The organism is Psychroserpens algicola, assembly GCF_014526325.1.
Taxonomy (GTDB): Bacteria; Bacteroidota; Bacteroidia; order Flavobacteriales; family Flavobacteriaceae; genus Psychroserpens; species Psychroserpens algicola.
Map to the genome: position 1 here is coordinate 235834 of NZ_JACNMJ010000004.1, position 22102 is coordinate 257935.

General features: G+C 34.8%; 17 protein-coding genes. 12 read left to right on the plus strand and 5 right to left on the minus strand.

Annotated features, from left to right (window positions below; genetic code table 11):
* Positions 1 to 150: 150 nt before the first annotated feature.
* The 4 genes from lon (at position 151) to cmk (ending at position 5185) form a co-directional block, all read left to right on the plus strand.
* Positions 151 to 2604, plus strand: a complete 2454-nt coding sequence (lon, locus tag H7350_RS10795; protein WP_204345921.1) for an endopeptidase La — start codon at positions 151 to 153, stop codon at positions 2602 to 2604.
* Complete coding sequence (locus H7350_RS10800; RefSeq protein ID WP_204345922.1) at positions 2588 to 3382, plus strand: LysM peptidoglycan-binding domain-containing protein; 795 nt, start codon at positions 2588 to 2590, stop codon at positions 3380 to 3382. Before lon ends, H7350_RS10800 begins: the two co-directional genes overlap by 17 nt.
* Positions 3383 to 3455: 73 nt before the next feature.
* Positions 3456 to 4478: a type IX secretion system protein PorQ gene (porQ, locus tag H7350_RS10805; protein WP_204345923.1), complete on the plus strand. Its 1023-nt coding sequence runs from the start codon at positions 3456 to 3458 to the stop codon at positions 4476 to 4478.
* The gene (gene cmk, locus H7350_RS10810; protein ID WP_204345924.1) at positions 4475 to 5185 is read left to right on the plus strand and encodes a (d)CMP kinase; all 711 of its coding nucleotides are present in this window, start codon (positions 4475 to 4477) and stop codon (positions 5183 to 5185) included. Before porQ ends, cmk begins: the two co-directional genes overlap by 4 nt.
* A 31-nt stretch (positions 5186 to 5216) precedes the next feature.
* Here cmk and H7350_RS10815 read toward each other — a convergent pair whose 3' ends face one another.
* Positions 5217 to 5594, minus strand: a complete 378-nt coding sequence (locus tag H7350_RS10815) for a LysM peptidoglycan-binding domain-containing protein (protein WP_204345925.1) — start codon at positions 5592 to 5594, stop codon at positions 5217 to 5219.
* Positions 5595 to 5883: 289 nt separating this feature from the next.
* Between H7350_RS10815 and rpsA the strand changes: the two genes are divergently transcribed.
* From rpsA to H7350_RS10840, 5 genes are all read left to right on the plus strand, one after another.
* Positions 5884 to 7719 (plus strand): 30S ribosomal protein S1, encoded by a 1836-nt coding sequence (rpsA, locus tag H7350_RS10820; protein ID WP_204345926.1) that lies wholly within the window; start codon positions 5884 to 5886, stop codon positions 7717 to 7719.
* Between the two features lie 125 nt (positions 7720 to 7844).
* Positions 7845 to 8384, plus strand: a complete 540-nt coding sequence (gene pyrR, locus H7350_RS10825) for a bifunctional pyr operon transcriptional regulator/uracil phosphoribosyltransferase PyrR (protein WP_204345927.1) — start codon at positions 7845 to 7847, stop codon at positions 8382 to 8384.
* A 54-nt stretch (positions 8385 to 8438) separates the two neighbouring features.
* Positions 8439 to 9368: an aspartate carbamoyltransferase catalytic subunit gene (locus H7350_RS10830; protein ID WP_204345928.1), complete on the plus strand. Its 930-nt coding sequence runs from the start codon at positions 8439 to 8441 to the stop codon at positions 9366 to 9368.
* 4 nt (positions 9369 to 9372) lie between these two features.
* Positions 9373 to 9705: a ribonuclease Z gene (locus H7350_RS10835; protein ID WP_204345929.1), complete on the plus strand. Its 333-nt coding sequence runs from the start codon at positions 9373 to 9375 to the stop codon at positions 9703 to 9705.
* Positions 9706 to 9772: 67 nt separating this feature from the next.
* Positions 9773 to 10687, plus strand: a complete 915-nt coding sequence (locus H7350_RS10840) for a ribonuclease Z (RefSeq protein ID WP_204345930.1) — start codon at positions 9773 to 9775, stop codon at positions 10685 to 10687.
* 87 nt (positions 10688 to 10774) lie between these two features.
* Here H7350_RS10840 and H7350_RS10845 read toward each other — a convergent pair whose 3' ends face one another.
* Positions 10775 to 11209, minus strand: coding sequence for a hypothetical protein (locus H7350_RS10845; RefSeq protein WP_204345931.1), 435 nt, complete (start codon positions 11207 to 11209; stop codon positions 10775 to 10777).
* A gap of 82 nt (positions 11210 to 11291) precedes the next feature.
* On the opposite strand from H7350_RS10845, the gene pdxH reads away from it, so the two are divergent.
* The 3 genes from pdxH to H7350_RS10860 all read left to right on the plus strand — a co-directional run bounded on the left by pdxH (position 11292) and on the right by H7350_RS10860 (position 13035).
* Positions 11292 to 11939 carry a pyridoxamine 5'-phosphate oxidase gene (pdxH, locus tag H7350_RS10850; RefSeq protein WP_204345932.1) on the plus strand — a complete coding sequence of 216 codons (648 nt, stop codon included), beginning with the start codon at positions 11292 to 11294 and terminating at the stop codon, positions 11937 to 11939.
* A 30-nt stretch (positions 11940 to 11969) separates the two neighbouring features.
* The gene (locus tag H7350_RS10855) at positions 11970 to 12329 is read left to right on the plus strand and encodes a hypothetical protein (protein ID WP_204345933.1); all 360 of its coding nucleotides are present in this window, start codon (positions 11970 to 11972) and stop codon (positions 12327 to 12329) included.
* A gap of 211 nt (positions 12330 to 12540) precedes the next feature.
* Entirely contained in the window at positions 12541 to 13035 is a 495-nt protein-coding gene (locus H7350_RS10860) for a CAP domain-containing protein (protein WP_204345934.1), read from the plus strand.
* Positions 13036 to 13385: 350 nt separating this feature from the next.
* Here the strand turns inward: H7350_RS10860 and H7350_RS10865 are convergent, their stop codons facing one another.
* The 3 genes from H7350_RS10865 to H7350_RS10875 all read right to left on the minus strand — a co-directional run bounded on the left by H7350_RS10865 (position 13386) and on the right by H7350_RS10875 (position 22081).
* Entirely contained in the window at positions 13386 to 15317 is a 1932-nt protein-coding gene (locus tag H7350_RS10865; protein WP_204345952.1) for an OmpA family protein, read from the minus strand.
* A gap of 107 nt (positions 15318 to 15424) precedes the next feature.
* Positions 15425 to 16342 (minus strand): PorP/SprF family type IX secretion system membrane protein, encoded by a 918-nt coding sequence (locus H7350_RS10870; protein WP_204345935.1) that lies wholly within the window; start codon positions 16340 to 16342, stop codon positions 15425 to 15427.
* A gap of 15 nt (positions 16343 to 16357) precedes the next feature.
* A complete protein-coding gene (locus H7350_RS10875; protein WP_204345936.1) occupies positions 16358 to 22081 on the minus strand; it encodes a T9SS type B sorting domain-containing protein in 5724 nt (1907 codons plus the stop codon).
* Between the last annotated feature and the right edge of the window lie 21 nt (positions 22082 to 22102).

The following is a 22102-nucleotide window of genomic DNA, read 5'->3' on the forward strand; positions in this document are numbered from 1 at the left end:
AAGGTAATGGCATAACTATTGAAATTATATAAAGGTATATAATTACTTTTACTTGATAAGTTATTGATAATCAATGTTAAATGTGATTTTTAAAATAAATATAAATCTATAGTTTTGTCGTTTTAATGACAGAATGACTAAAAAAATAATATGGCGAAGTCTAATTTTTTAAAGCTTGACAGTTTGTCATTTCAGGATTTTGATGAAAATTCAGAATTAATTCCTTTAATGACTCCTGAAGATGAAGCTGAAATAAATAATGAAGTTTTACCCGAATCTTTACCAATTTTACCATTGCGTAATACAGTCTTGTTTCCTGGTGTCGTAATTCCTATTACTGCAGGAAGAGATAAATCGATAAAACTTATCAAAGATGCTAATAATGGAAGTAAAGTTATTGGTGTTGTTTCTCAAAAAGATGAAGTTGTAGAAGATCCTACAGCTAAAGATATCTTCAAGAAAGGTACAGTTGCACGTATTTTAAAAGTGCTCAAAATGCCAGATGGCAATACAACGATAATTATTCAAGGGAAAAAGCGCTTTGAAATTCAGGATGTGGTTTCAGAAGATCCGTATCTAACGGCAACTGTTAAAGATGTTCCTGAAGCTAAACCAGCAATCGATAATGAAGAATTTTCAGCAATTATCGAATCGATTAAAGAACTGTCGTTGCAAATTATAAAAGACAGCCCAAACATTCCTACTGAGGCTTCTTTTGCAATTAAAAATATAGAAAGCAGTTCTTTTCTGGTCAACTTTGTATCCTCAAATATGAACCTTTCCGTAAAGGAAAAACAAGAGTTGTTAGAAATAAACGATTTAAAGCAGCGTGCTCTAGCCACCTTAAAGTTTATGAATATTGAACTTCAGAAATTGGAGTTAAAAAATGATATTCAATCTAAGGTTCAAAGTGATATGAATCAGCAACAGCGCGAGTATTTCTTACATCAGCAAATGAAAACTATTCAGGAAGAACTTGGAGGTGGTGTATCGTCTGGTGAAGAAATAGAAGACATGCGCCAGAGAGCTAAGTCAAAAAAATGGAATGATAAAGTTGCAGAACACTTTGATAAAGAATTATCTAAAATGCAACGCATGAATCCTCAGGTGGCAGAGTATTCTATTCAACGTAACTATTTGGATTTATTTCTTGATTTACCATGGAATGAATTTAGTACTGATAAATTCGATTTAAAACGCGCGATGAAAATCTTAGATCGTGATCATTACGGATTAGATGATGTAAAAAAGCGTATCATTGAATATTTAGCCGTTTTGAAACTGCGTAATGATATGAAATCGCCAATCCTTTGTCTTTACGGACCTCCAGGAGTTGGTAAAACGTCTCTTGGAAAATCGATTGCCGAAGCGCTGGGAAGAGAGTATGTGCGTATGTCTTTGGGTGGTTTGCGTGATGAAGCTGAAATTCGCGGACATCGTAAAACCTATATCGGAGCCATGCCAGGACGAATCATTCAGAACCTCAAAAAAGCTGGGACGTCTAATCCCGTATTTGTACTCGATGAAATTGATAAGCTATCCAATTCGCATCAAGGCGACCCGTCTTCAGCTTTATTAGAAGTTTTAGATCCAGAACAAAATAGCGAGTTTCATGATAATTTCTTAGAAATGGGATTTGATTTATCTAAAGTCATGTTTATCGCTACGTCTAATAGTTTAAATAGTATTCAACCTGCATTGATGGATCGTATGGAAATCATTAATGTTACTGGTTATACAATCGAAGAAAAAGTAGAAATAGGAAAGCGTCACCTTCTTCCAAAACAACTTAAAGAACACGGTTTAACCGATAAGCATCTTAAAATTGCTAAACCACAGCTTGAAAAAATTGTGGAAGGGTATACCAGAGAGTCTGGTGTTCGTGGATTAGAAAAGCAAATTGCTAAAATGGTACGTCATGCAGCAAAAAATATTGCTATGGAAGAAACCTACAACCTGAAAGTCACAAATGAAGATGTGATTGAGGTTTTAGGAGCACCTAAATTGGAGCGTGATAAATATGAAAATAATAATGTTGCAGGTGTCGTTACTGGATTAGCATGGACTAGAGTAGGAGGCGATATCTTATTTATAGAATCGATTCTATCAAAAGGAAAAGGCAATTTAACCATTACAGGTAACTTAGGAAAAGTAATGAAAGAGTCTGCTACCATTGCCATGGAATACATCAAAGCAAACGCAGATGAATTTGGTATCAATCCTGAAGTATTTGAAAATTATAATGTGCATATACATGTGCCTGAGGGAGCTACGCCAAAAGATGGACCTAGTGCAGGTGTGACTATGTTAACTTCTTTAGTATCTTTGTTTACACAACGTAAGGTCAAAAATAGTTTGGCAATGACTGGAGAAATTACTTTAAGAGGAAAAGTTTTACCAGTAGGCGGTATTAAAGAAAAGATTCTGGCTGCCAAACGTGCTAGAATTAAAGAGATTTTACTTTGTGAAGATAATAAACGAGATATTGATGAAATTAAGCCAGAATATTTAAAAGGACTTACGTTTCATTATGTGAAAGACATGAGTGATGTCTTAAAACTCGCATTAACGAACCAAAAAGTAAAAAATGCAAAAAAACTTTAGATTGATAGCTACAGTTTTAGTAGTAACAGCTTCAAGTTTTGGGGCTGTTGCTCAAACTGAAACACAAAAAGATGTTGTATTAGATGGAAAACCAGCAAAACTAAATGTTAAGACTGGAGAGGTTAAGTTAGTAGAACTTAAAACTATTAATGGTAAAATAGTAGAAAGTGATACTACTAAAGCCAAAACTGTAATTCAAGCCAATTTAATTACTAATACCAGCACCAGAAAAAAAGTAGATAGTACTAAAGCCATTACTACCAACAGACCTGATACATTACGTCAGTATTATAAAAAACAATTAGTTTCTGAAAGTGAAACATCTACAGATTCTAAAAATGATTCAGAGGTTATAGATGATGTTATATTAATAACTCCAGATAAAACAGAAAGTGCCGAAAAAGCAACGACTCTGGTTTACGATACAACTTCTAATTATTCTCAAAATAGTGCTACATATGAAAAAAGTGCTACCAATTATCATATTGTTCAAAAAGGGGAAACCTTATATTCTCTAGCGAAATTATATAACACGACCTTAGGACAATTAAAAGATGCCAATCATTTAGAAACAACACTTATTAAAGTCGGTCAAAATTTACGCGTAGCAAACTTTGGAACTGCAGATGCTCGGCATAGTTCAGTTTGGACTGTTTCTAAAGGTGACACCTTATATAGTATCGCTAAACGCAACAACACAACTGTAGAAGCTATAAAAGCTTTAAACGGACTTCAAAGTAATTTAATTTTACCAGGACAAAAACTTCAGTTAAAATAGAAAACACCGTTTTAAAAAAATAAAATAGACATACATTCGTTTTAAGATAGATTTAGTTACTTTGCACACTTATATGCTAAAGAAAATTACCGCGATATTTTGTCTGTTAATGACAACTTCTGTTTTTGCCCAGGTTGGCGGTGAATCGACGTATCAATTTCTTAATCTCATTTCGTCACCTCGACAAGCCGCTTTAGGAGGAAAAGTAATCACTAATTATGATTATGACGTAACTGGTGGTTTGTTTAATCCGGCAACCATTAACCCTGAAATGGATAATCAGCTGGCACTTAACTATTCTAGTTATTTGGGAGGTATTAGTTATGGCTCTGCGGCATATGCCTACACTTGGGATAGACATGTACAAACGTTACATGTGGGAATGACTTACATTAACTACGGAAGCTTTGATGGATATGACCAAAATGGCGTGTCTACTGGAACTTTTACAGGTAATGAAGCTGCTCTTTCTGCAGGTTATGCCTACCAAATTCCGTTTACCGATTTTTATTTAGGTGCTAATTTAAAACTGATTACATCTAAGCTTGAACAATATAATTCTATTGGAGTCGCTGCCGATTTCGGAGCGATGTACATCAATGAGAAATTAGATTTTAGAGCGGCTTTAACCGTCAGAAATCTAGGAACTCAAATCACAACCTATGCAGGTTTAAATGAAAAACTACCTTTTGAAGTCAATTTAGGATTGTCACAAACACTAGAAAATATGCCCTTGCGTTGGCATTTGACTTTTGAAAATTTACAAGCCTGGCCAATTGGGTTTTCAAATCCAGCACGAGCTACAACAGATCTAGATGGCAACCAAACCCAGGAAAAGGTAAGTTTTTTTAATGAAGTGTTACGTCATACTATTATTGCTGCCGAATTATTTCCAGAGCGAGGCTTTAGCATCAGAATGGGATACAATTTCAGAAGAGCTGAAGAATTACGTATTTTAGAACAACGAAATTTTTCAGGATTATCTGTCGGTTTAGGTATCAGACTTAATAAAATGAGATTTAGTTATACACATGCAAGATATTCTGGAGCTTCTAATGCAAACTTCTTTGGATTGCAAATAGATTTGAGAAAATGACAAAAATTACTATTGCTATCGATGGATTTTCTTCTACAGGAAAAAGTACTGTAGCTAAACGCCTTGCGAAAGCATTGGGTTATGTTTATGTCGACTCTGGAGCGATGTATCGAGCGGTTACTTTATATGCCATGCAGAATGGTTTGATTGATACCGATTGCTTTGATACCAGAGGTCTTATTTCTCAACTAGACGATATAGATATTAGCTTTAAGTTTAATAAAGACCTAGGCTTTGCCGAAGTATATCTTAATGGTATTAACGTAGAAAGTGCTATTAGAACTTTAGAAGTATCACAATTTGTGAGTCAGGTGGCTACCATTTCAGAAGTAAGAGCACAATTGGTGAAACAACAGCAAAATTTTGGAAAAGATAAAGGTGTTGTTATGGATGGGCGAGATATTGGAACAGTCGTATTTCCAGACGCAGAATTAAAATTATTCATGACTGCTTCCGCAGAAAAAAGAGCACAGCGTCGTTATGATGAATTAAAGGAGCGAGGTGATGATGTCTGTTATGATGACGTATTAAAAAATGTGCAATCACGAGACCATATCGATTCGACCAGAGAAGATTCGCCGCTATCTATGGCTAAAGATGCCATTAAAGTTGATAATTCTAATATGACTTTAGACGAGCAATTTGAGTTTATATTAAAACTTTCCGAAGATAAAATAAATGAAACCCATAAAAAAAAGCGACATTAAGTCGCTTTTTTGATGTCTATAATTTCCTGTCTTATAAGTTAGGAATAATTAATTCTTGATCTGGATGAATTAAATCCGGGTTTTTCAAGATATCAGAGTTCGCTTCAAAAATCGCCTGATACTTAGCAGGATTTCCATAATATTGCTTAGCAATTTTACCTAATGTTTCTCCGCTTTTAACCGTATGTCTTGTATAAACAGACGTGTCAGCAACTTTAATGTCGGCCATGATATCTGAAGGGCTATCACCACCTACAGCCTTAATCGCATCCCAAAGTAAATCTTTTTCATATTGCGTTTTTGTAGTTCCCCAGATTTTAAGTTTTCCATCTTCAACTTTAACGTCTCCGTTTTCAATGTTTAAAGTTTCTCCTAAGTCTAATACGCTTTGATATTTTGCTTTGACCATAATAATGTGTTTTTAATTTAGTGTTAATACTTATTGTAAAGATACCAATTTATGTGCCAAAATGATTAACTGTAAACCATGATTTTTTAACATTTTTAATTTCTGAAATTCAACTGATTAGGTAATTCTATATTTATTTTGTTTATATAGTAAATAAAGTGTATTTTTGCACTCCTTTTAGCGAGACTTAGAAAGATAAAAGGACTAAAACATCTATAATCAATAACGCTTCTGTGTGTTATCGCTTAATCCTTTCTAAACATGCAGAATACAAATTTTAATTCAGCACATGTCTGAAAAAGAAACAAAACAAGCTGAAGTAGCAACTACTGAAGCTACTACAGTTGAGGCTCCTAAAACTTCTGAGGCTCAAGCAAATCCAGAAAAATTCTTAAAAGATTTTAATTGGCACAATTACGAAGAAGGAATTGATCCAGTTGATGACAAACAATTAGAAGAATTTGAAAAATTAGTATCTGAAAATTTCGTTGACACATTAGATGACGAAGTTGTAGAAGGTGAAGTAATTCATATTACAGATCGTGATGCTATTATTGACATTAACGCAAAATCTGAAGGTGTAATTTCTCTTAATGAGTTCCGTTACAATCCAGATTTAAAAGTTGGTGATAAAGTAGAAGTATTAATTGATGTTCGTGAAGATGCAACTGGTCAATTAGTATTATCTCACCGTAAAGCTCGTGTGATCAAAGCATGGGATCGTGTAAACAATGCACATGACACTGGCGAAATCGTAAACGGTTTTGTAAAATGCAGAACTAAAGGTGGTATGATCGTTGACGTATTTGGTATTGAAGCTTTCTTACCAGGTTCTCAAATTGATGTGAAACCAATTAGAGATTACGATCAGTATGTAAATAAAACAATGGAATTTAAAGTTGTGAAAATCAACCACGAATTCAAAAACATTGTAGTGTCTCATAAAGCGCTTATCGAAGCCGATATTGAGGAACAGAAAAAAGAAATCATTGGTCAATTAGAAAAAGGTCAGGTATTAGAAGGTATCGTTAAGAATATTACGTCTTACGGTGTGTTTATCGATCTTGGTGGTGTTGACGGATTAGTTCATATCACAGATTTATCGTGGTCTAGAATTAACCATCCAAACGAAATCGTAGAATTAGACCAAAAATTAAACGTGGTAATCTTAGACTTCGATGAAGACAAGTCTAGAATCCAGTTAGGTCTTAAGCAATTGAGCAAGCATCCTTGGGAAGCTTTAGGTGATACTGTAAAAGTTGGCGATAAAGTAAAAGGAAAAGTTGTAGTTATTGCTGATTACGGTGCTTTCGTAGAAGTAGAAGAAGGTGTAGAAGGATTAGTTCACGTAAGTGAAATGTCTTGGTCAACACATTTACGTTCTGCTCAGGATTTCGTATCTGTTGGAGATGAAATCGAAGCAGTAATCTTAACTCTAGATAGAGAAGATCGTAAAATGTCTCTTGGTATTAAGCAATTAACACCAGATCCATGGACAGATATTACATCTAAATATCCTGTAGGTTCTAAGCATTCAGGTATCGTACGTAACTTTACAAACTTTGGTGTTTTTGTTGAATTAGAAGAAGGTATTGACGGATTGATTTATATCTCTGATTTATCTTGGACTAAGAAAATCAAGCATCCAAGTGAGTTTACTAACGTAGGTGATACTTTAGAAGTGGTCGTATTAGAATTAGATGTTGAAGGACGTAAATTATCTTTAGGTCACAAACAAACAACTGACAACCCTTGGGATAAGTATGAAACTGAATTTGCTTTAGGAACAACGCATACTGCTGAAATTGGAGAAATTGTTGACAAAGGTGCAACAATCGACTTCAACGAAGATATCGTTGCTTTTGTACCATCTCGTCACTTAGAGAAAGAAGATGGAAGTAAATTGAAGAAAGGAGAATCTGCAGAATTCAAAATCATTGAGTTCAATAAAGAATTCAAAAGAGTTGTAGCTTCTCATACTGCGATCTTCAAAGAAGAAGAAATGGCAAATGTAAAAGCAGCTGTTAAGAAGCAAGAAGCTCAGGCAGCAGAAGCAAAACCAACTTTAGGTGATGCTAATGATGCTTTACAAGCGCTTAAAGATAAAATGGACGGGAAGAAGTAATTCCTTGAATTTTTAAATATCAAAAGCCTCTCAGAAATGAGAGGCTTTTTTATTGCCTTATAAAAGCATTGCAAACCCTAAATTTTTAACTTAACTTTGTTCACCAAATACGTTTGGAAAACTATATGAGTCAAAAAGTGTTACTTAATGCAAAAGAGGTAAACATCATTCTTCATCGTTTGGCTTGTCAACTTATTGAAAATCACAACGATTTTTCGAATACCGTTTTAATAGGATTACAACCCAGAGGAAAGTTCCTGGCTAATCGCTTGGCTTCAATGCTCAAAGAGGATTATAAAATTAAAAATATAAAACTAGGTCATCTGGATATTACGTTTTTTAGAGATGATTTTAGACGTGGTGAAAAGATTCTTGAAGCTAATAGTACTGACATTAACTTTATAGTTGAAAATAAAAATATTGTCTTTATAGATGATGTATTGTATACAGGACGAAGTATTAGAGCCGCATTAACTGCCATACAATCGTTTGGCAGACCTAATGAAATAGAATTACTGACGCTTATTGACCGACGATTTAGCAGACATTTGCCTATCCAACCCAATTATAGAGGTCGGCAGGTAGATGCTATCAATGAAGAAAAAGTGAAAGTTAATTGGGTGGAAAACGAAGGAGAAGACTCTGTATATCTCGTAAATAATTAAAAGTGAATAATTTAAACGCATCTGAGTTTTTGATGCAAACTGAATACTAAAAAAATGAGCGAATTAAGTGTCAATCACTTATTGGGAATTAAATATCTGAATAAAAAAGATATTCAATTGATTTTTGAAACGGCAGATCATTTCAAAGAAGTCATCAACAGACCTATTAAAAAAGTGCCTTCGCTTAGAGATATTACCATTGCTAACTTATTTTTTGAGAATTCTACACGTACGAAGTTATCATTTGAACTTGCTGAAAAACGGCTCTCAGCTGATGTTATTAATTTTTCAGCCTCTCAGTCTTCAGTAAAAAAAGGAGAAACTTTAATTGATACGGTAAATAACATTTTGTCTATGAAAGTAGATATGGTTGTGATGCGTCATCCTAATCCTGGAGCTGGTGTCTTTTTATCACAACATGTAGATGCGAGTATCATTAATGCTGGTGATGGAGCTCATGAACACCCAACACAAGCCTTACTAGATAGCTATTCTATTCGAGAGCGTTTAGGTGAAGTCGGAGGAAAAAATGTAGTCATTGTGGGAGATATTTTACATAGTAGAGTAGCACTTTCAAATATATATGCACTACAATTACAAGGGGCTAATGTGATGGTTTGCGGACCAAAAACATTGCTTCCAAAATACATAAAAGACTTAGGTGTAACAGTAGAAACCGATTTGCGTAAAGCACTAAATTGGTGTGATGTGGCTAATATGTTGCGTGTTCAAAATGAACGTATGGATATTAGCTATTTTCCATCTACTCGAGAATACACTCAACAATATGGAGTTAATAAAGCATTGCTAAACTCTTTGGATAAGGACATTACGATTATGCATCCTGGTCCAATAAATAGAGGTGTAGAGATTACAAGTGATGTGGCAGATTCTGATCAAGCGATTATTTTAGATCAAGTTCAAAATGGTGTTGCAATTCGTATGGCTGTCATTTATTTATTAGCTTCCAAAATAAAACATTAAGCATATGATTTTTGATAAAGACGGAAATACAACCATTATTACCCAAGAAAAAGCTTCAATAATTGAGCTGGTAAAGAAAATAGACGTTTTATATGAGCGTTTTAAAAACAATAATATAATTGTAAATATCACAAAACTAGATGTAGTAACACTGCAAGATATTGTTGAGTTTTTACAATTATCTAATAAGCATCGTAAAGCCAAACATTCGTTCGTCATTGTGTCAAATAGTGCAAACCTAGATGAAATGCCAGATGAAATTATCGTCGTACCTACAACTAAGGAAGCCTTTGATATTATTGAGATGGAAGACATGGAACGTGATTTAGGCTTTTAAATTAAAAGTGTTGAGTCGTTTTTCGATAAGTTGTTTCGACTCTGCAACAAACAACTTTATTATATAAATGAAATTAACCATACTAGGCTGCTATAGCGCTACACCTCAATTATACACCAATCCGACAGCCCAAATTCTTGAGATTAAAAACCATACGTTTTTAATTGATTGTGGAGAAGGAACTCAAGTTGAACTGCGTAGACATAAAGTTAAATTCGGAAAAATTAAACATATATTTATTTCGCATTTACATGGTGATCATTGCTTTGGTCTGGCTGGATTAGTTTCAACGTTTAGATTATTAACTCGTGAAGCCGATTTGCATATCTATGCACCAAAAGGCTTAAAAGAAGTGATTACGCTTCAAATGAAGTTGTCTCAATCCTGGACCAACTACCAGCTAATTTTTCATGAATTATCTTCTACATCATCTGAGCTTATTTTTGAAGATGACAAAGTTGAAGTTTATACAATTCCTCTAGACCATCGTATTTATACAAATGGTTTTTTATTTAAAGAAAAACTTGGAGAACGAAAGTTAGACATGAATGCGGTTTTAAATGCCGACATTGATGTGGCGTATTACCGAAAATTAAAGCAAGGTGCTAATGTTCCTGATAACATAGGGAATATTATAGATAATGCTTCTGTAACTTTAGATCCAAAACCACCTAAAAGTTATGCATTTTGTAGTGATACTGCTTATAATGAAGCAATGATTCCGATTATCAAAGATGTAGATATCTTATATCATGAGTCAACATTTATAGAGAAGCATGAAAGTCTGGCTTTACCTACAAAACATTCTACAGCTAAACAAGCGGCTACAATTGCAATGAAAGCCAATGTGAAGCAGCTTATTCTCGGACATTATTCAACCCGATATGACGATTTAACAGCATTTAAAACCGAAGCAGAAACGATTTTTAAACCTGTAAACTTAGCAAAAGACGGAAAAGTATTCGATTTTAAAGATGTATGAATTCAAGTTTTAGAGACATAAACTATCAATTTATCATATGTCAATTTCTAAACTAAAGCCTATTAATTAGGACTCTAATAATTTCATTTATCGATTTCTTTTTATTGTTTTTTGGAACTCATCTAGAGTCATCATCCATTCGATAGCCTCATCTAAACTATGGCAACGTTTCAAACTTTTCTTAAAAAAATGTTTTTCAAGAGAAGAGTTTAGGTAACTAAAATCATTATAAGATACAACAGCACTAGCCACTAAAAAGTCGTATTCATTATTAAAATCGAGCCATAACTGTGGTTCAAAAGAGTAGGAGTTGATTCGGTTAGCTATATATCCAATTCTTAAGCCTTTTTTTATCTCTTCGGAAAAAGCACTGATTAAATCACTAACGAGGTTATAATCAACATGAATACCTTCGTTTAATTCTGAAATAACAAAATGCCTTGTGGTGTAGAATGTTCCATATGGAAACTCTATTTTTTTATATTCTAAAAGTTTAGAATATTTACTGGTTTCAAATTTCATTAGTAGGGATTATTCCCTAAATTTATATGAAATATTTGAGGCTAAAAAAAAAAGGCCCTATTAAATGCGATAATCGATTCTAATGAATACAGACTTAGGCAATTACAGAAAGTCCTACGAAAAACAAGAACTGCATGAAGATAATGTTAGTGATAATCCGTTGGAATTATTTCAAAAATGGTTTCATGAAGTAGATGAAAATTTTGATGTAGGAGAGACTAATGCGATGACATTAAGTACGTTAGGGCTCGATGGGTTTCCGAAGAGTAGAGTAGTGCTCTTGAAGAAATTTACCCATGAAGGCTTTATTTTTTACACAAATTATAATAGTGAAAAGGGTAAAGCAATTCTTAATAACCCAAATGTATGCTTGTCCTTTTTTTGGGCAGCAGCAGAACGTCAGGTTATTATAAAAGGTAAGGCCGAAAAAATTGCTGACAATTTAAGTGATGGCTATTTTGAATCTCGACCAAGAGGAAGCCAGTTGGGAGCTTTAGTATCTCAACAAAGTGAAACTATTGCCAATAGAGCAATCTTAGAAGAACGTTTACAACAGCTTGAGAATGAATTTGAAGGTAAAGATATTCCTAGACCTGAGTTTTGGGGCGGATTTATTGTGAAACCTTCCGAAATCGAATTTTGGCAAGGACGACCTAACCGACTGCACGATCGCTTGCGTTATCAATTAGATAACGAATATAATTGGAAACTAGATCGCTTATCACCATAATAGTATATGAAGTGTTTTTTAGTTGTATGTATGTTTATAATCTTATTCTCTTGTAAAGAGAAGGAAACTCCTATTCTTAAGCATCCAGATTTATTAGGATTTAAAGTAACGACACTAGCCGACTCCGATGAGGACTTATTTGACGTCATTGAAAAAAAGGAACAACAAGGCATCATTGAAACCAAATATATCAACGATATATTATATGTTTCAACCTTTCGAATTTTAAATGCTTGTGGGAATTATGAAGGGAATATTGAAACTTCAAACGACACAATAAGTCTTCAGCTTAAACTAACATCAGAAGAGGTTTGTACTTCAGAATCTGCCCGAAGAGTAACGTATTTAATATATAATCCAACGTCGAAAAAAAGAATAATTATCAAGTAGAATTTTTATCTTCTGACATGTAAGCATATCGACTAAATACATTTTTCACATGCTTAAAAGCATTTTTAACATTTAATTATGTGCATTTCATCGATGTTTTACATATATTTTCGATGAAATGCATGTTGTTTATCGATTTTAACATTTTATTAACATTTTTAACTTAATGAGGTCTCTATTTTAGTAATCCCAAACCTAAATAACCCTCGTTATGAAACCTACTAAGTACTTACCTTTATTGGTATTAGTTGCAATGTTAACGTTTTCTTGTTCTACAGAAGACTTTCCTGAAGAGACTATTGATAACATGTCTTTACCAGTCCCTCCAGCTGCAAAAACAATTGAGATTGAAATTTTAGAACTTCTTAATGCTCATAGAATTAACTTAGGGCTAGAGCCTTTAACCAACCATAATACGATAAAAGCTGTTGCTTATACACATACCGATTATATGGTAGAATCGAACAATGTTGGTCATGATAATTTTTTCCAGCGTAAAAACAGCCTGATAGATAATGCCAATGCTACAAAAGTTTCAGAGAATGTGGCTTATGCATTCAGTTCCGCAGAATCTGTGGTTAATGCTTGGTTGAATAGTGAAGGGCATAAAGCAAATATTGAAGGTGATTTTACCGATTTTGATATTTCCGCAGAACAAAACGATGAAGGTCGATGGTATTTCACAAATATTTTCATAAAACGATAATGATATAAAAATTGATTAATAGCAAATCTTTATTTTAAGCCACAATTGGAATTTTCTAATTGTGGCTTTTTTTCGGTCTATGATGACTATATATAAGACGTAATATTTAACTTGTCATTAAGCCTAAGTTAGTCGTTGATTACTCAATAGAGTACACGTGTGGCTTAAAAAGCTTTAGGAGGAAGATAATAAGCAAATAGTAGACCTCATTAAGGCATGTTTTGTAGGTTGTTTAATTTGCTACAAGTAGTAATAATTATAACATGAATCTCACTATATAATTTATAACATAAAAAAAGCAGACTCATGACAAGTCTGCTTTTTCAAGTTTAGTTTAGAGGGTAATAGTATTATTCTTTTAAAATATAGAAGTAAGAACGTCTATTTAATTGATGCTCTTCTTCAGTACATTTCACACCATTAGAACATTTGTTAAGTAACTGATATTCTCCATATCCTATCGCGCTTTCAATACGCTCTCTTGCGATACCTCTGGAAATGATATACTCCATAGTAGATTTTGCTCTTCTATCTGACAGTTTTTCATTGTATTTATCACGACCACGACTGTCGGTATGCGATTCAATTTTAATCACCATATTAGGATGTGCTCGCATAACGTCTACAATGTTTTCTAGCTCATACTGTGCATCGGTTCTAATGTTAGATTTATCAAAATCAAAAAATATAGGATTAATAACGATTTGGCTGTTGCTTATTAATGGCTCTAAATATAAATCGGCTTCGGTAAGCTTTTCATGTTCATTATCTGTAGTTACTTTCTTTTGATCATCCTTATAATCTTCTTTAGTACCTATTACTGTATATGTTGAATTACAATCTGCAGTAAATTCATAACTGCCTTCATCGTTTGTTTCAACTTCGGCAATGACTTTGCCAACTTCATTGATGAGTTTTACGGTAACTCCAGTTAAAATTTCATTGGTATTTAAATTTCGGGCAATACCTTTAATCATTTGAATACATACAGAAGCGTCAAAACTATAAATATCATCACCACCTTGACCATCTGGTCGGTTTGAAGAGAAGTAACCCGTGTGTTCATTTTCAGCTTCAGATGTGTTTTTAAAATAGGCAAAATCATCATAACCACTATTGTAAGGAGCACCTAAATTTTCTGGCTCAGCAGTATCATCTTTTAGAAGATTAGATTTGAAAATATCTAAAAACCCTAAATTTAAATGACCATCAGAAGAAAAATAGAATGTGCTGTCTTTAGCAACAAAAGGAAACATTTCACGACCTTCAGTATTAATTGTTTCTCCTAAGTTTCTTGGTTCAGAATATTGATTTCCACCTTCAATGTCTACAACATAGATATCGGTATTACCAATTCCGCCTTCGCGATCAGACACAAAGTATAATTGTTTATTATCTGGACTCAACGTTGGATGACCTGTAGAAAACACTTCGTCATTAAACGGAAGTTCAATAATGTTAGTCCATTGTTCACCAACTAAAGTGGCTTTATATAATTTGAGATGTGTAGTTCCTTTTTTGTCGTACTTAACTTTTTTATTACTCTTACTCACATTATCTCTGGTAAAATACATCGTATTACCATCGTTTGTAATTGCAATAGAAGCCTCATGAAAGTCGGTGTTTACTTTTTCAGCAGTTATAAAATCAGGAGTTCCATAAGTTACAGTATCAACATCTTTATCAACTTTAACTTGATAAATATCTAAAAACGGCTCCTGATTCCAGCTATATAGTTTTTTGTCATCAGTATTTCTGGCTGAAGCAAAATACAACTGACCATCATGAACAAATGCTCCAAAATCAGAATATTTAGTATTGAAAGGCAAATTATGCAGTTTTACTACTTTGTTTTTCTCAGTACTTGCTAATTCATTATACTTTGCAATGTTTTCAGGATTATAACCTTTGATTCTACTATCATTATTTTGAATTTCCATGAAGGTTTTCATCCAGGTATCTGCTTCATCATAATGTCCCAAACTACGTAACGACTGAATGTGTTTATAGATATATTCTGGATTGATATCGTCATCACCATATTTTTCCAAAGCTTTTCCATACCAATAGGCTGCTTTTTCAGATTTTGAGTTGTTATAATAACAATCTCCTAAACGTGTCAAAACATGTAAACTTGTATCGCCTTTTTTCAGAACTTCTTCATAAAGTTCAGTGGCTTTTATATACCCAAAGTTGCTAAAAAATTTATCAGCAAGTTTCTCTTGGGCTATCATAATTGTGCTACTAAGCACAAATAATAAGATTAAAAACTTTGATTTCATGTGTGTCTTTTTATTATTTTCAATGGTCACATGGAACATCCTTGTATAATTTATCATCGCATTATTTAATTCTGGTAGAAGAGGACGTTTCATCATTGATTTTGTTTTTAGAAGTACCTTGGTGATTTAATACGTTTGCTCTTAAATATTTCAAACATCAGTAAAACTTCATGTGTACCACTAGTGTAAGGCCTTAAGTCTGAAATAGGATATTCATAGGCATAACCTATGCGTAACTGTTTTGATACCTGAAAATCTGCCAGACCACTAAAAGCCGAAGCACGTTCATCAATTCGATACCCAGCACCAACCCAGAATTTTTCATAGAATAAAAAATTAGCGGTAAGGTCAAAAGATAATGGAGCACCATTGGTTGCTTTTAAAAGCGCTGCAGGTTTTAACTTCGTATTTTCACTCAAATCAAACACATAGCCACCAGTAAAATAATAACTAATTCGCTCTAAAGCCTGAAACTCAGCATCTCCTGTATAGTCTGTATTTAATATACGAGGAGCTGAAAGTCCGAGATACCATTTTTGACTATGCCAATATAGACCAGTACCTATATTTGGTTTCCATCGGTTTTCAAATCCGAAAATAACAGGGTCATTAGACTGAGATTGCTGAAAATCGGCATCCAGACTATAACTAGTAAAACCAGCTTTGATTCCGAAAGCAAGTTTACTGTTTTCACCTGTTGGAATTGTATAAGAAAAATCGCCATAGAGATATGAAAAGTTTTGATATCCAAGCTCATCATTTATGAACGATACGCCTAAACCAACCCTTTCATTTCTCATTGGAGCATGAACAGATAGTGTTTGCGTTTGTGGACCTCCTTCGAGACCTACCCACTGACTTCTGTGCAAGCCTACAACACTCAAAGTTTCTCTACTTCCTGCATAAGCCGGGTTTATAGAAATAGTATTGTACATATACTGTGTAAACTGCGGAAGTTGCTGTGCAACACCCATCCAGCTACTGAATAGTATAAATGCGATTATGTTAAACTTGACTAATTTCATATAGGTTAAGATTTTTTATTTTGTTGAAACATAGATTGGTCCTGCAATAGGTTTTAGTCCACTGTTTTTTAGATTTAAGACATAGTAATACGTTCCTGTTGGCACAAAGTCTGAGTTTCCTACAGAAGCATTTGAAGATGTACCATTCCAGTCATTTTGGTAGTTAGGGTTGTCGTATATTTTTGCTCCCCAACGGTTAAAAATTTGTAATTCATAAATGAACCCACAATCTTCAACTCCAGTAATGGTGAAAAATTCATTAATACCATCAAAGTTAGCTGTTACTGCTTTTGAAATTATGACATCATCTTCACCACATGGGAATACAACACAAGCATCATCTAAAGTAATAGTAACTGTTACCATACCTGGACATTCGCCTTCATAGGTGTATGTAAATTCATAATCTCCTAATTGATCATCGGTATATTCACCGTTAAAATCTAATAAAGATGAAGGGTTAAAAATACTTCCGTTTATAGTTGCATTACCTGAAGTAACAGTCCATACACCATCTATATCATAATCACCAATTAATAGGTCAAATAAATCAAAATCAAAATCTTCAGCGATACATAGTGTTGTATCTGTTGTTGGGATTTCACTTTCAACAGTGACATTAATGGTTTGAGTATATAGAGCTTCATTACCACAGTCATCGCTTACAAACCAATCTCTAATAATAACGTAATCCATTTCAGTACCATCAGAAGTTGATGTTTCATTGAATTCAACAGTTATATTAGTTGAACATGCATCTTCAAATACTAAATCTGGGACTTCAGGAATCTCACTACACACCACATCGATAACTTCTTCTAACTCTCCAACAAGAGAAGGCGCTGTAGTATCAACAATAGTTATGGTTTGAACTAAGGTTGTTGTATTCTCACAATCGTCAGTTAATGTCCATGTTCTAGAAATTGTTGATTCATTCGGACAATCACCTTCAGCAATCGAATCCGTAAAAGTAGCTTCTAAGTCTGTAGAACAGTTATCTGCTTCATCAGTCACATCACCAGTAAGTGTTAAGTCACCAGCATCTTGATCACATTCTATAGTAATATTTTCTGGAACAGTAAATGTTGGAGCAGTAGTGTCTTCAATTGTAATAGTTTGAATTAAAGCAGTTGCATTTCCACAATCATCTGTCACAGTCCACACTCTGGTAATTATAGATTCGCTTGCACAACTACCTTCAGAAATTTCATCTTCAAAAGTAGCGTCTAAGTCTGTAGAACAGTTATCAGCTTCATCAGTCACATCACCAGTCAAGGTTAAATCTGTTGCATCTTCATTACATTCAATCGTGATGTCGTCTGGCACTGTAAATGTTGGTGTTGTGGTATCATCAATTGTGATGGTTTGCACTAAAGTCGTGGTATTGTCGCAGTCATCAGTTAGTGTCCAGGTTCTAGAAATAACATATGCATTTGGACAATCACCATCAGCAATAGTATCTGTAAATGTAGCTTCTAAGCCTGTAGAACAGTTATCCGCTTCATCAGTCACATCACCAGTTAAGCTTAAATCACTAGCATCCTGATCACATTCTAAAGCGATACTTTCAGGCACTGTAAAAGTAGGCGCCGTTGTATCTTGAATAGTAATGGTTTGTACTAAAGTTGTAGTATTGTCACAATCATCAGTTAGAGTCCATGTTCTGGTAATAACAGATTCATTAGCACAAGCACCATCAGCAATAGTATCCGTAAATATAGCTTCTAAGCCTGTAGAACAATTATCCGCTTCATCAGTCACATCACCAGTTAAGGTTAAATCACTAGGATCCTGATCACATTCTATAGCGATACTTTCAGGCACTGTAAAAGTAGGCGCCGTTGTATCTTGAATAGTAATGGTTTGTACCAAGGTTGTAGTATTGTCACAATCATCAGTTAGTGTCCAGGTTCTGGTAATAACAGATTCATTAGCACAAGCACCATCAGCAATAGCGTCAGTAAAAGTAGCTTCTAAACCTGTAGAACAATTATCCGCTTCATCAGTCACATCACCAGTTAAGGTTAAATCACTAGGATCCTGATCACATTCTATAGCGATACTTTCAGGCACTGTAAAAGTAGGCGCCGTTGTATCTTGAATAGTAATGGTTTGTACCAAGGTTGTAGTATTGTCACAATCATCAGTTAGTGTCCAGGTTCTGGTAATAACAGATTCATTAGCACAAGCACCATCAGCAATAGCGTCAGTAAAAGTAGCTTCTAAACCTGTAGAACAATTATCCGCTTCATCAGTCACATCACCAGTTAAGGTTAAATCACTAGGATCCTGATCACATTCTATAGCGATACTTTCAGGCACTGTAAAAGTAGGCGCCGTTGTATCTTGAATAGTAATGGTTTGTACCAAGGTTGTAGTATTGTCACAATCATCAGTTAATGTCCATGTTCTGGTAATAACAGATTCATTAGCACAAGCACCATCAGCAATAGCGTCAGTAAAAGTAGCTTCTAAGTCAGTAGAACAGTTATCCGCTTCATCAGTCACATCACCAGTTAAGGTTAAATCACTAGCATCCTGATCACATTCTAAAGCGATACTTTCAGGTACTGTAAAAGTAGGAGCCGTTGTATCTTGAATAGTAATGGTTTGTACTAAGGTTGTAGTATTCTCACAATCATCAGTTAAAGTCCATGTTCTGGTAATAACAGATTCATTAGCACAAGCACCATCAGCAATAGCGTCAGTAAAAGTAGCTTCTAAGTCTGTAGAACAATTATCCGCTTCATCAGTCACATCACCAGTTAAGGTTAAATCGCTAGAATCCTGATCACATTCTAAAGCGATACTTTCAGGCACTGTAAAAGTAGGCGCCGTTGTATCTTGAATAGTAATGGTTTGTACCAAAGTTGTAGTATTGTCACAATCATCAGTTAAAGTCCATGTTCTGGTAATAACAGATTCATTAGCACAAGCACCATCAGCAACAGCGTCAGTAAAAGTAGCTTCTAAGTCAGTAGAACAATTATCCGCTTCATCAGTCACATCACCAGTTAAGCTTAAATCGCTAGGATCCTGATCACATTCTATAGCGATACTTTCAGGCACTGTAAAAGTAGGAGCCGTTGTATCTTGAATAGTAATCGTTTGTATCAAGGTTGTAGTATTGTCACAATCATCAGTTAAAGTCCATGTTCTGGTAATAACAGATTCATTAGTACAAGCACCATCAGCAACAGCATCAGTAAAAGTAGCTTCTAAGTCACCTGAGCATAAATCTATTTCATCTGTTACATCTCCTGTTAGCGTTAAGTCATTTGCATCTTGGTCACATTCGATAGTGATGTCAGCAGGAACTGTAAAGGTTGGAGGTGTTGTATCTTCTATAGTTAATGTTGCTTCTAGGGTTGTAGCGTTACCACAATCATCCGTAATTGTATAAATCACATCCAGACTACCAGCTAATCCACAAGTAGAGACAAAATTAGTGTAGTCATAATTAGACGTCACTGTTACAGCGATATCATCAGCACAATTTTGAAGTGTAACAATATTATTTTCATTCCAATCATTAGCTAAGGTTTCATTCTCCTCACCAAAACACTCCATTGTTGTATCTTCAACAGAACAGTTTGATAGATCAGGAATAGTTTCATCACCAAATGTTAATATAGCAGTTAATGTTGTCGTATTTCCGCAGTCATCTGTAATGGTATATGTTACACTTAATGTTCCACAAGAACCACACGTTGTATTTAAGTTATTAAAGTCATAGTCGGAAGTGACCTGACCAGTAAAATCTGTATCACATGCATCAGCAGCACAAGCTTCAAGTGCAGCAATATTGTCTGCATTCCATGCATCAGCAAGCGATTCATTATCAGTGTCAGAACATTCTAAAGTTGTGTTTTCAACCGAACATCCCGATAAATCAGGAACTACAGTATCCTCAAGGGTTAACGTCGCTTCTAAAGTAGTCGCATTTCCGCAGTCATCAGTAATCGTATAGATGACAGCAATTGTTCCACCTTGACCACAAGTTGAAACCAAGTTCGTGTACGCATAATCCGAAGTCACCTGACCGTTAAAATCAGTATCACAAGTATCAGCACCACAAGTTTCAAGCGCAGCAATGTTCGCCGCATTCCAATCGTTAGCTAATTGTTCGTTATCATCACCAGAACATTCGATAGATTGATCAGTTACAGAACAGTTATCTAAATTTGGAGGTGTGGTATCTTCAAGGGTTAACGTCGCTTCTAAAGTAGTCGCATTTCCGCAGTCATCAGTAATTGTATAGATGACAGCAATCGTACCACCTTGTCCACAAGTTGAAACCAGGTTGGTGTATGCATAATCCGAAGTCACCTGGCCGTTAAAATCGGTATCACAAGTATCAGCACCACAAGTTTCAAGTGCAGCGATATTAGCAGCATTCCAGTTGTTAGCCAATTGTTCGTTATCATCACCAGAACATTCGATAGATTGATCAGTTACAGAACAGTTATCTAAATTTGGAGGTGTTGTATCTTCAAGGGTTAATGTCGCTTCTAAAGTAGTCGCATTTCCGCAGTCATCCGTAATTGTGTAGATGACAGCAATCGTACCACCTTGACCACAAGTTGACACTAAGTTTGAATATGCAAAATTAGAAGTGACCTGACCATTAAAATCAGTATCACAAGTATCAGCACCACAAGTTTCTAGTGCAGCAATGTTAGCTGCATTCCAATCGTTAGCCAATTGTTCGTTATCATCACCAGAGCATTCGATAGATTGATCAGTTACTGAGCAGTTATCTAAATTTGGAGGTGTTGTATCTTCAAGAGTTAAAGTTGCAGTTAATGTTGTCGCGTTACCACAATCATCTGTAATGGTATAAATTACAGTGATGGTTCCACCTTGACCACAAGTAGACGTAAGATTTGTGAATGCATAATCAGATGTTACAGTAATTCCTAAATCATCCGCACAGTTTTCTAATGCTGAAATATTAGAAGCATTCCAATCGTTAGCTAATTGCTCGTTATCATCACCAGAACATTCAATTGACATGTCTTCAACAGTACAGTTAGATAAATCAGGAATCGTCCCATCATCAAAGGTTAATGTTGCAATTAATGTCGTTGCGTTTCCACAGTCATCTGTAATGGTATATGTTACATTTAATGTTCCACAAGGACCACATGTAGTATTTAAGTTATTAAAGTCATAGTCAGAAGTGACCTGACCAGTAAAATCTGTATCACATGCATCAGCAGCACAAGCTTCAAGTGCAGCAATATTGTCTGCATTCCATGCATCAGCAAGCGATTCATTATCAGTGTCAGAACATTCTAAAGTTGTGTTTTCAACCGAACATCCTGATAAATCAGGAACTACAGTATCCTCAAGTGTTAAGGTCGCTTCTAGAGTAGTCGCATTTCCACAGTCATCAGTAATCGTATAGATAACAGCAATTGTTCCACCTTGACCACAAGTTGAAACCAAGTTCGTGTACGCATAATCAGAAGTCACCTGACCGTTAAAATCGGTATCACAAGTATCAGTACCACAAGTTTCAAGTGCAGCAATGTTCGCCGCATTCCAATCGTTAGCTAATTGTTCGTTATCATCACCAGAACATTCGATAGATTGATTAGTTACAGAACAGTTATCTAAATTTGGAGGTGTTGTATCTTCAAGGGTTAATGTCGCTTCTAAAGTAGTTGCATTTCCGCAGTCATCAGTAATCGTATAGATGACAGCAATCGTTCCACCTTGACCACAAGTTGACACTAAGTTTGAATAGGCGTAATC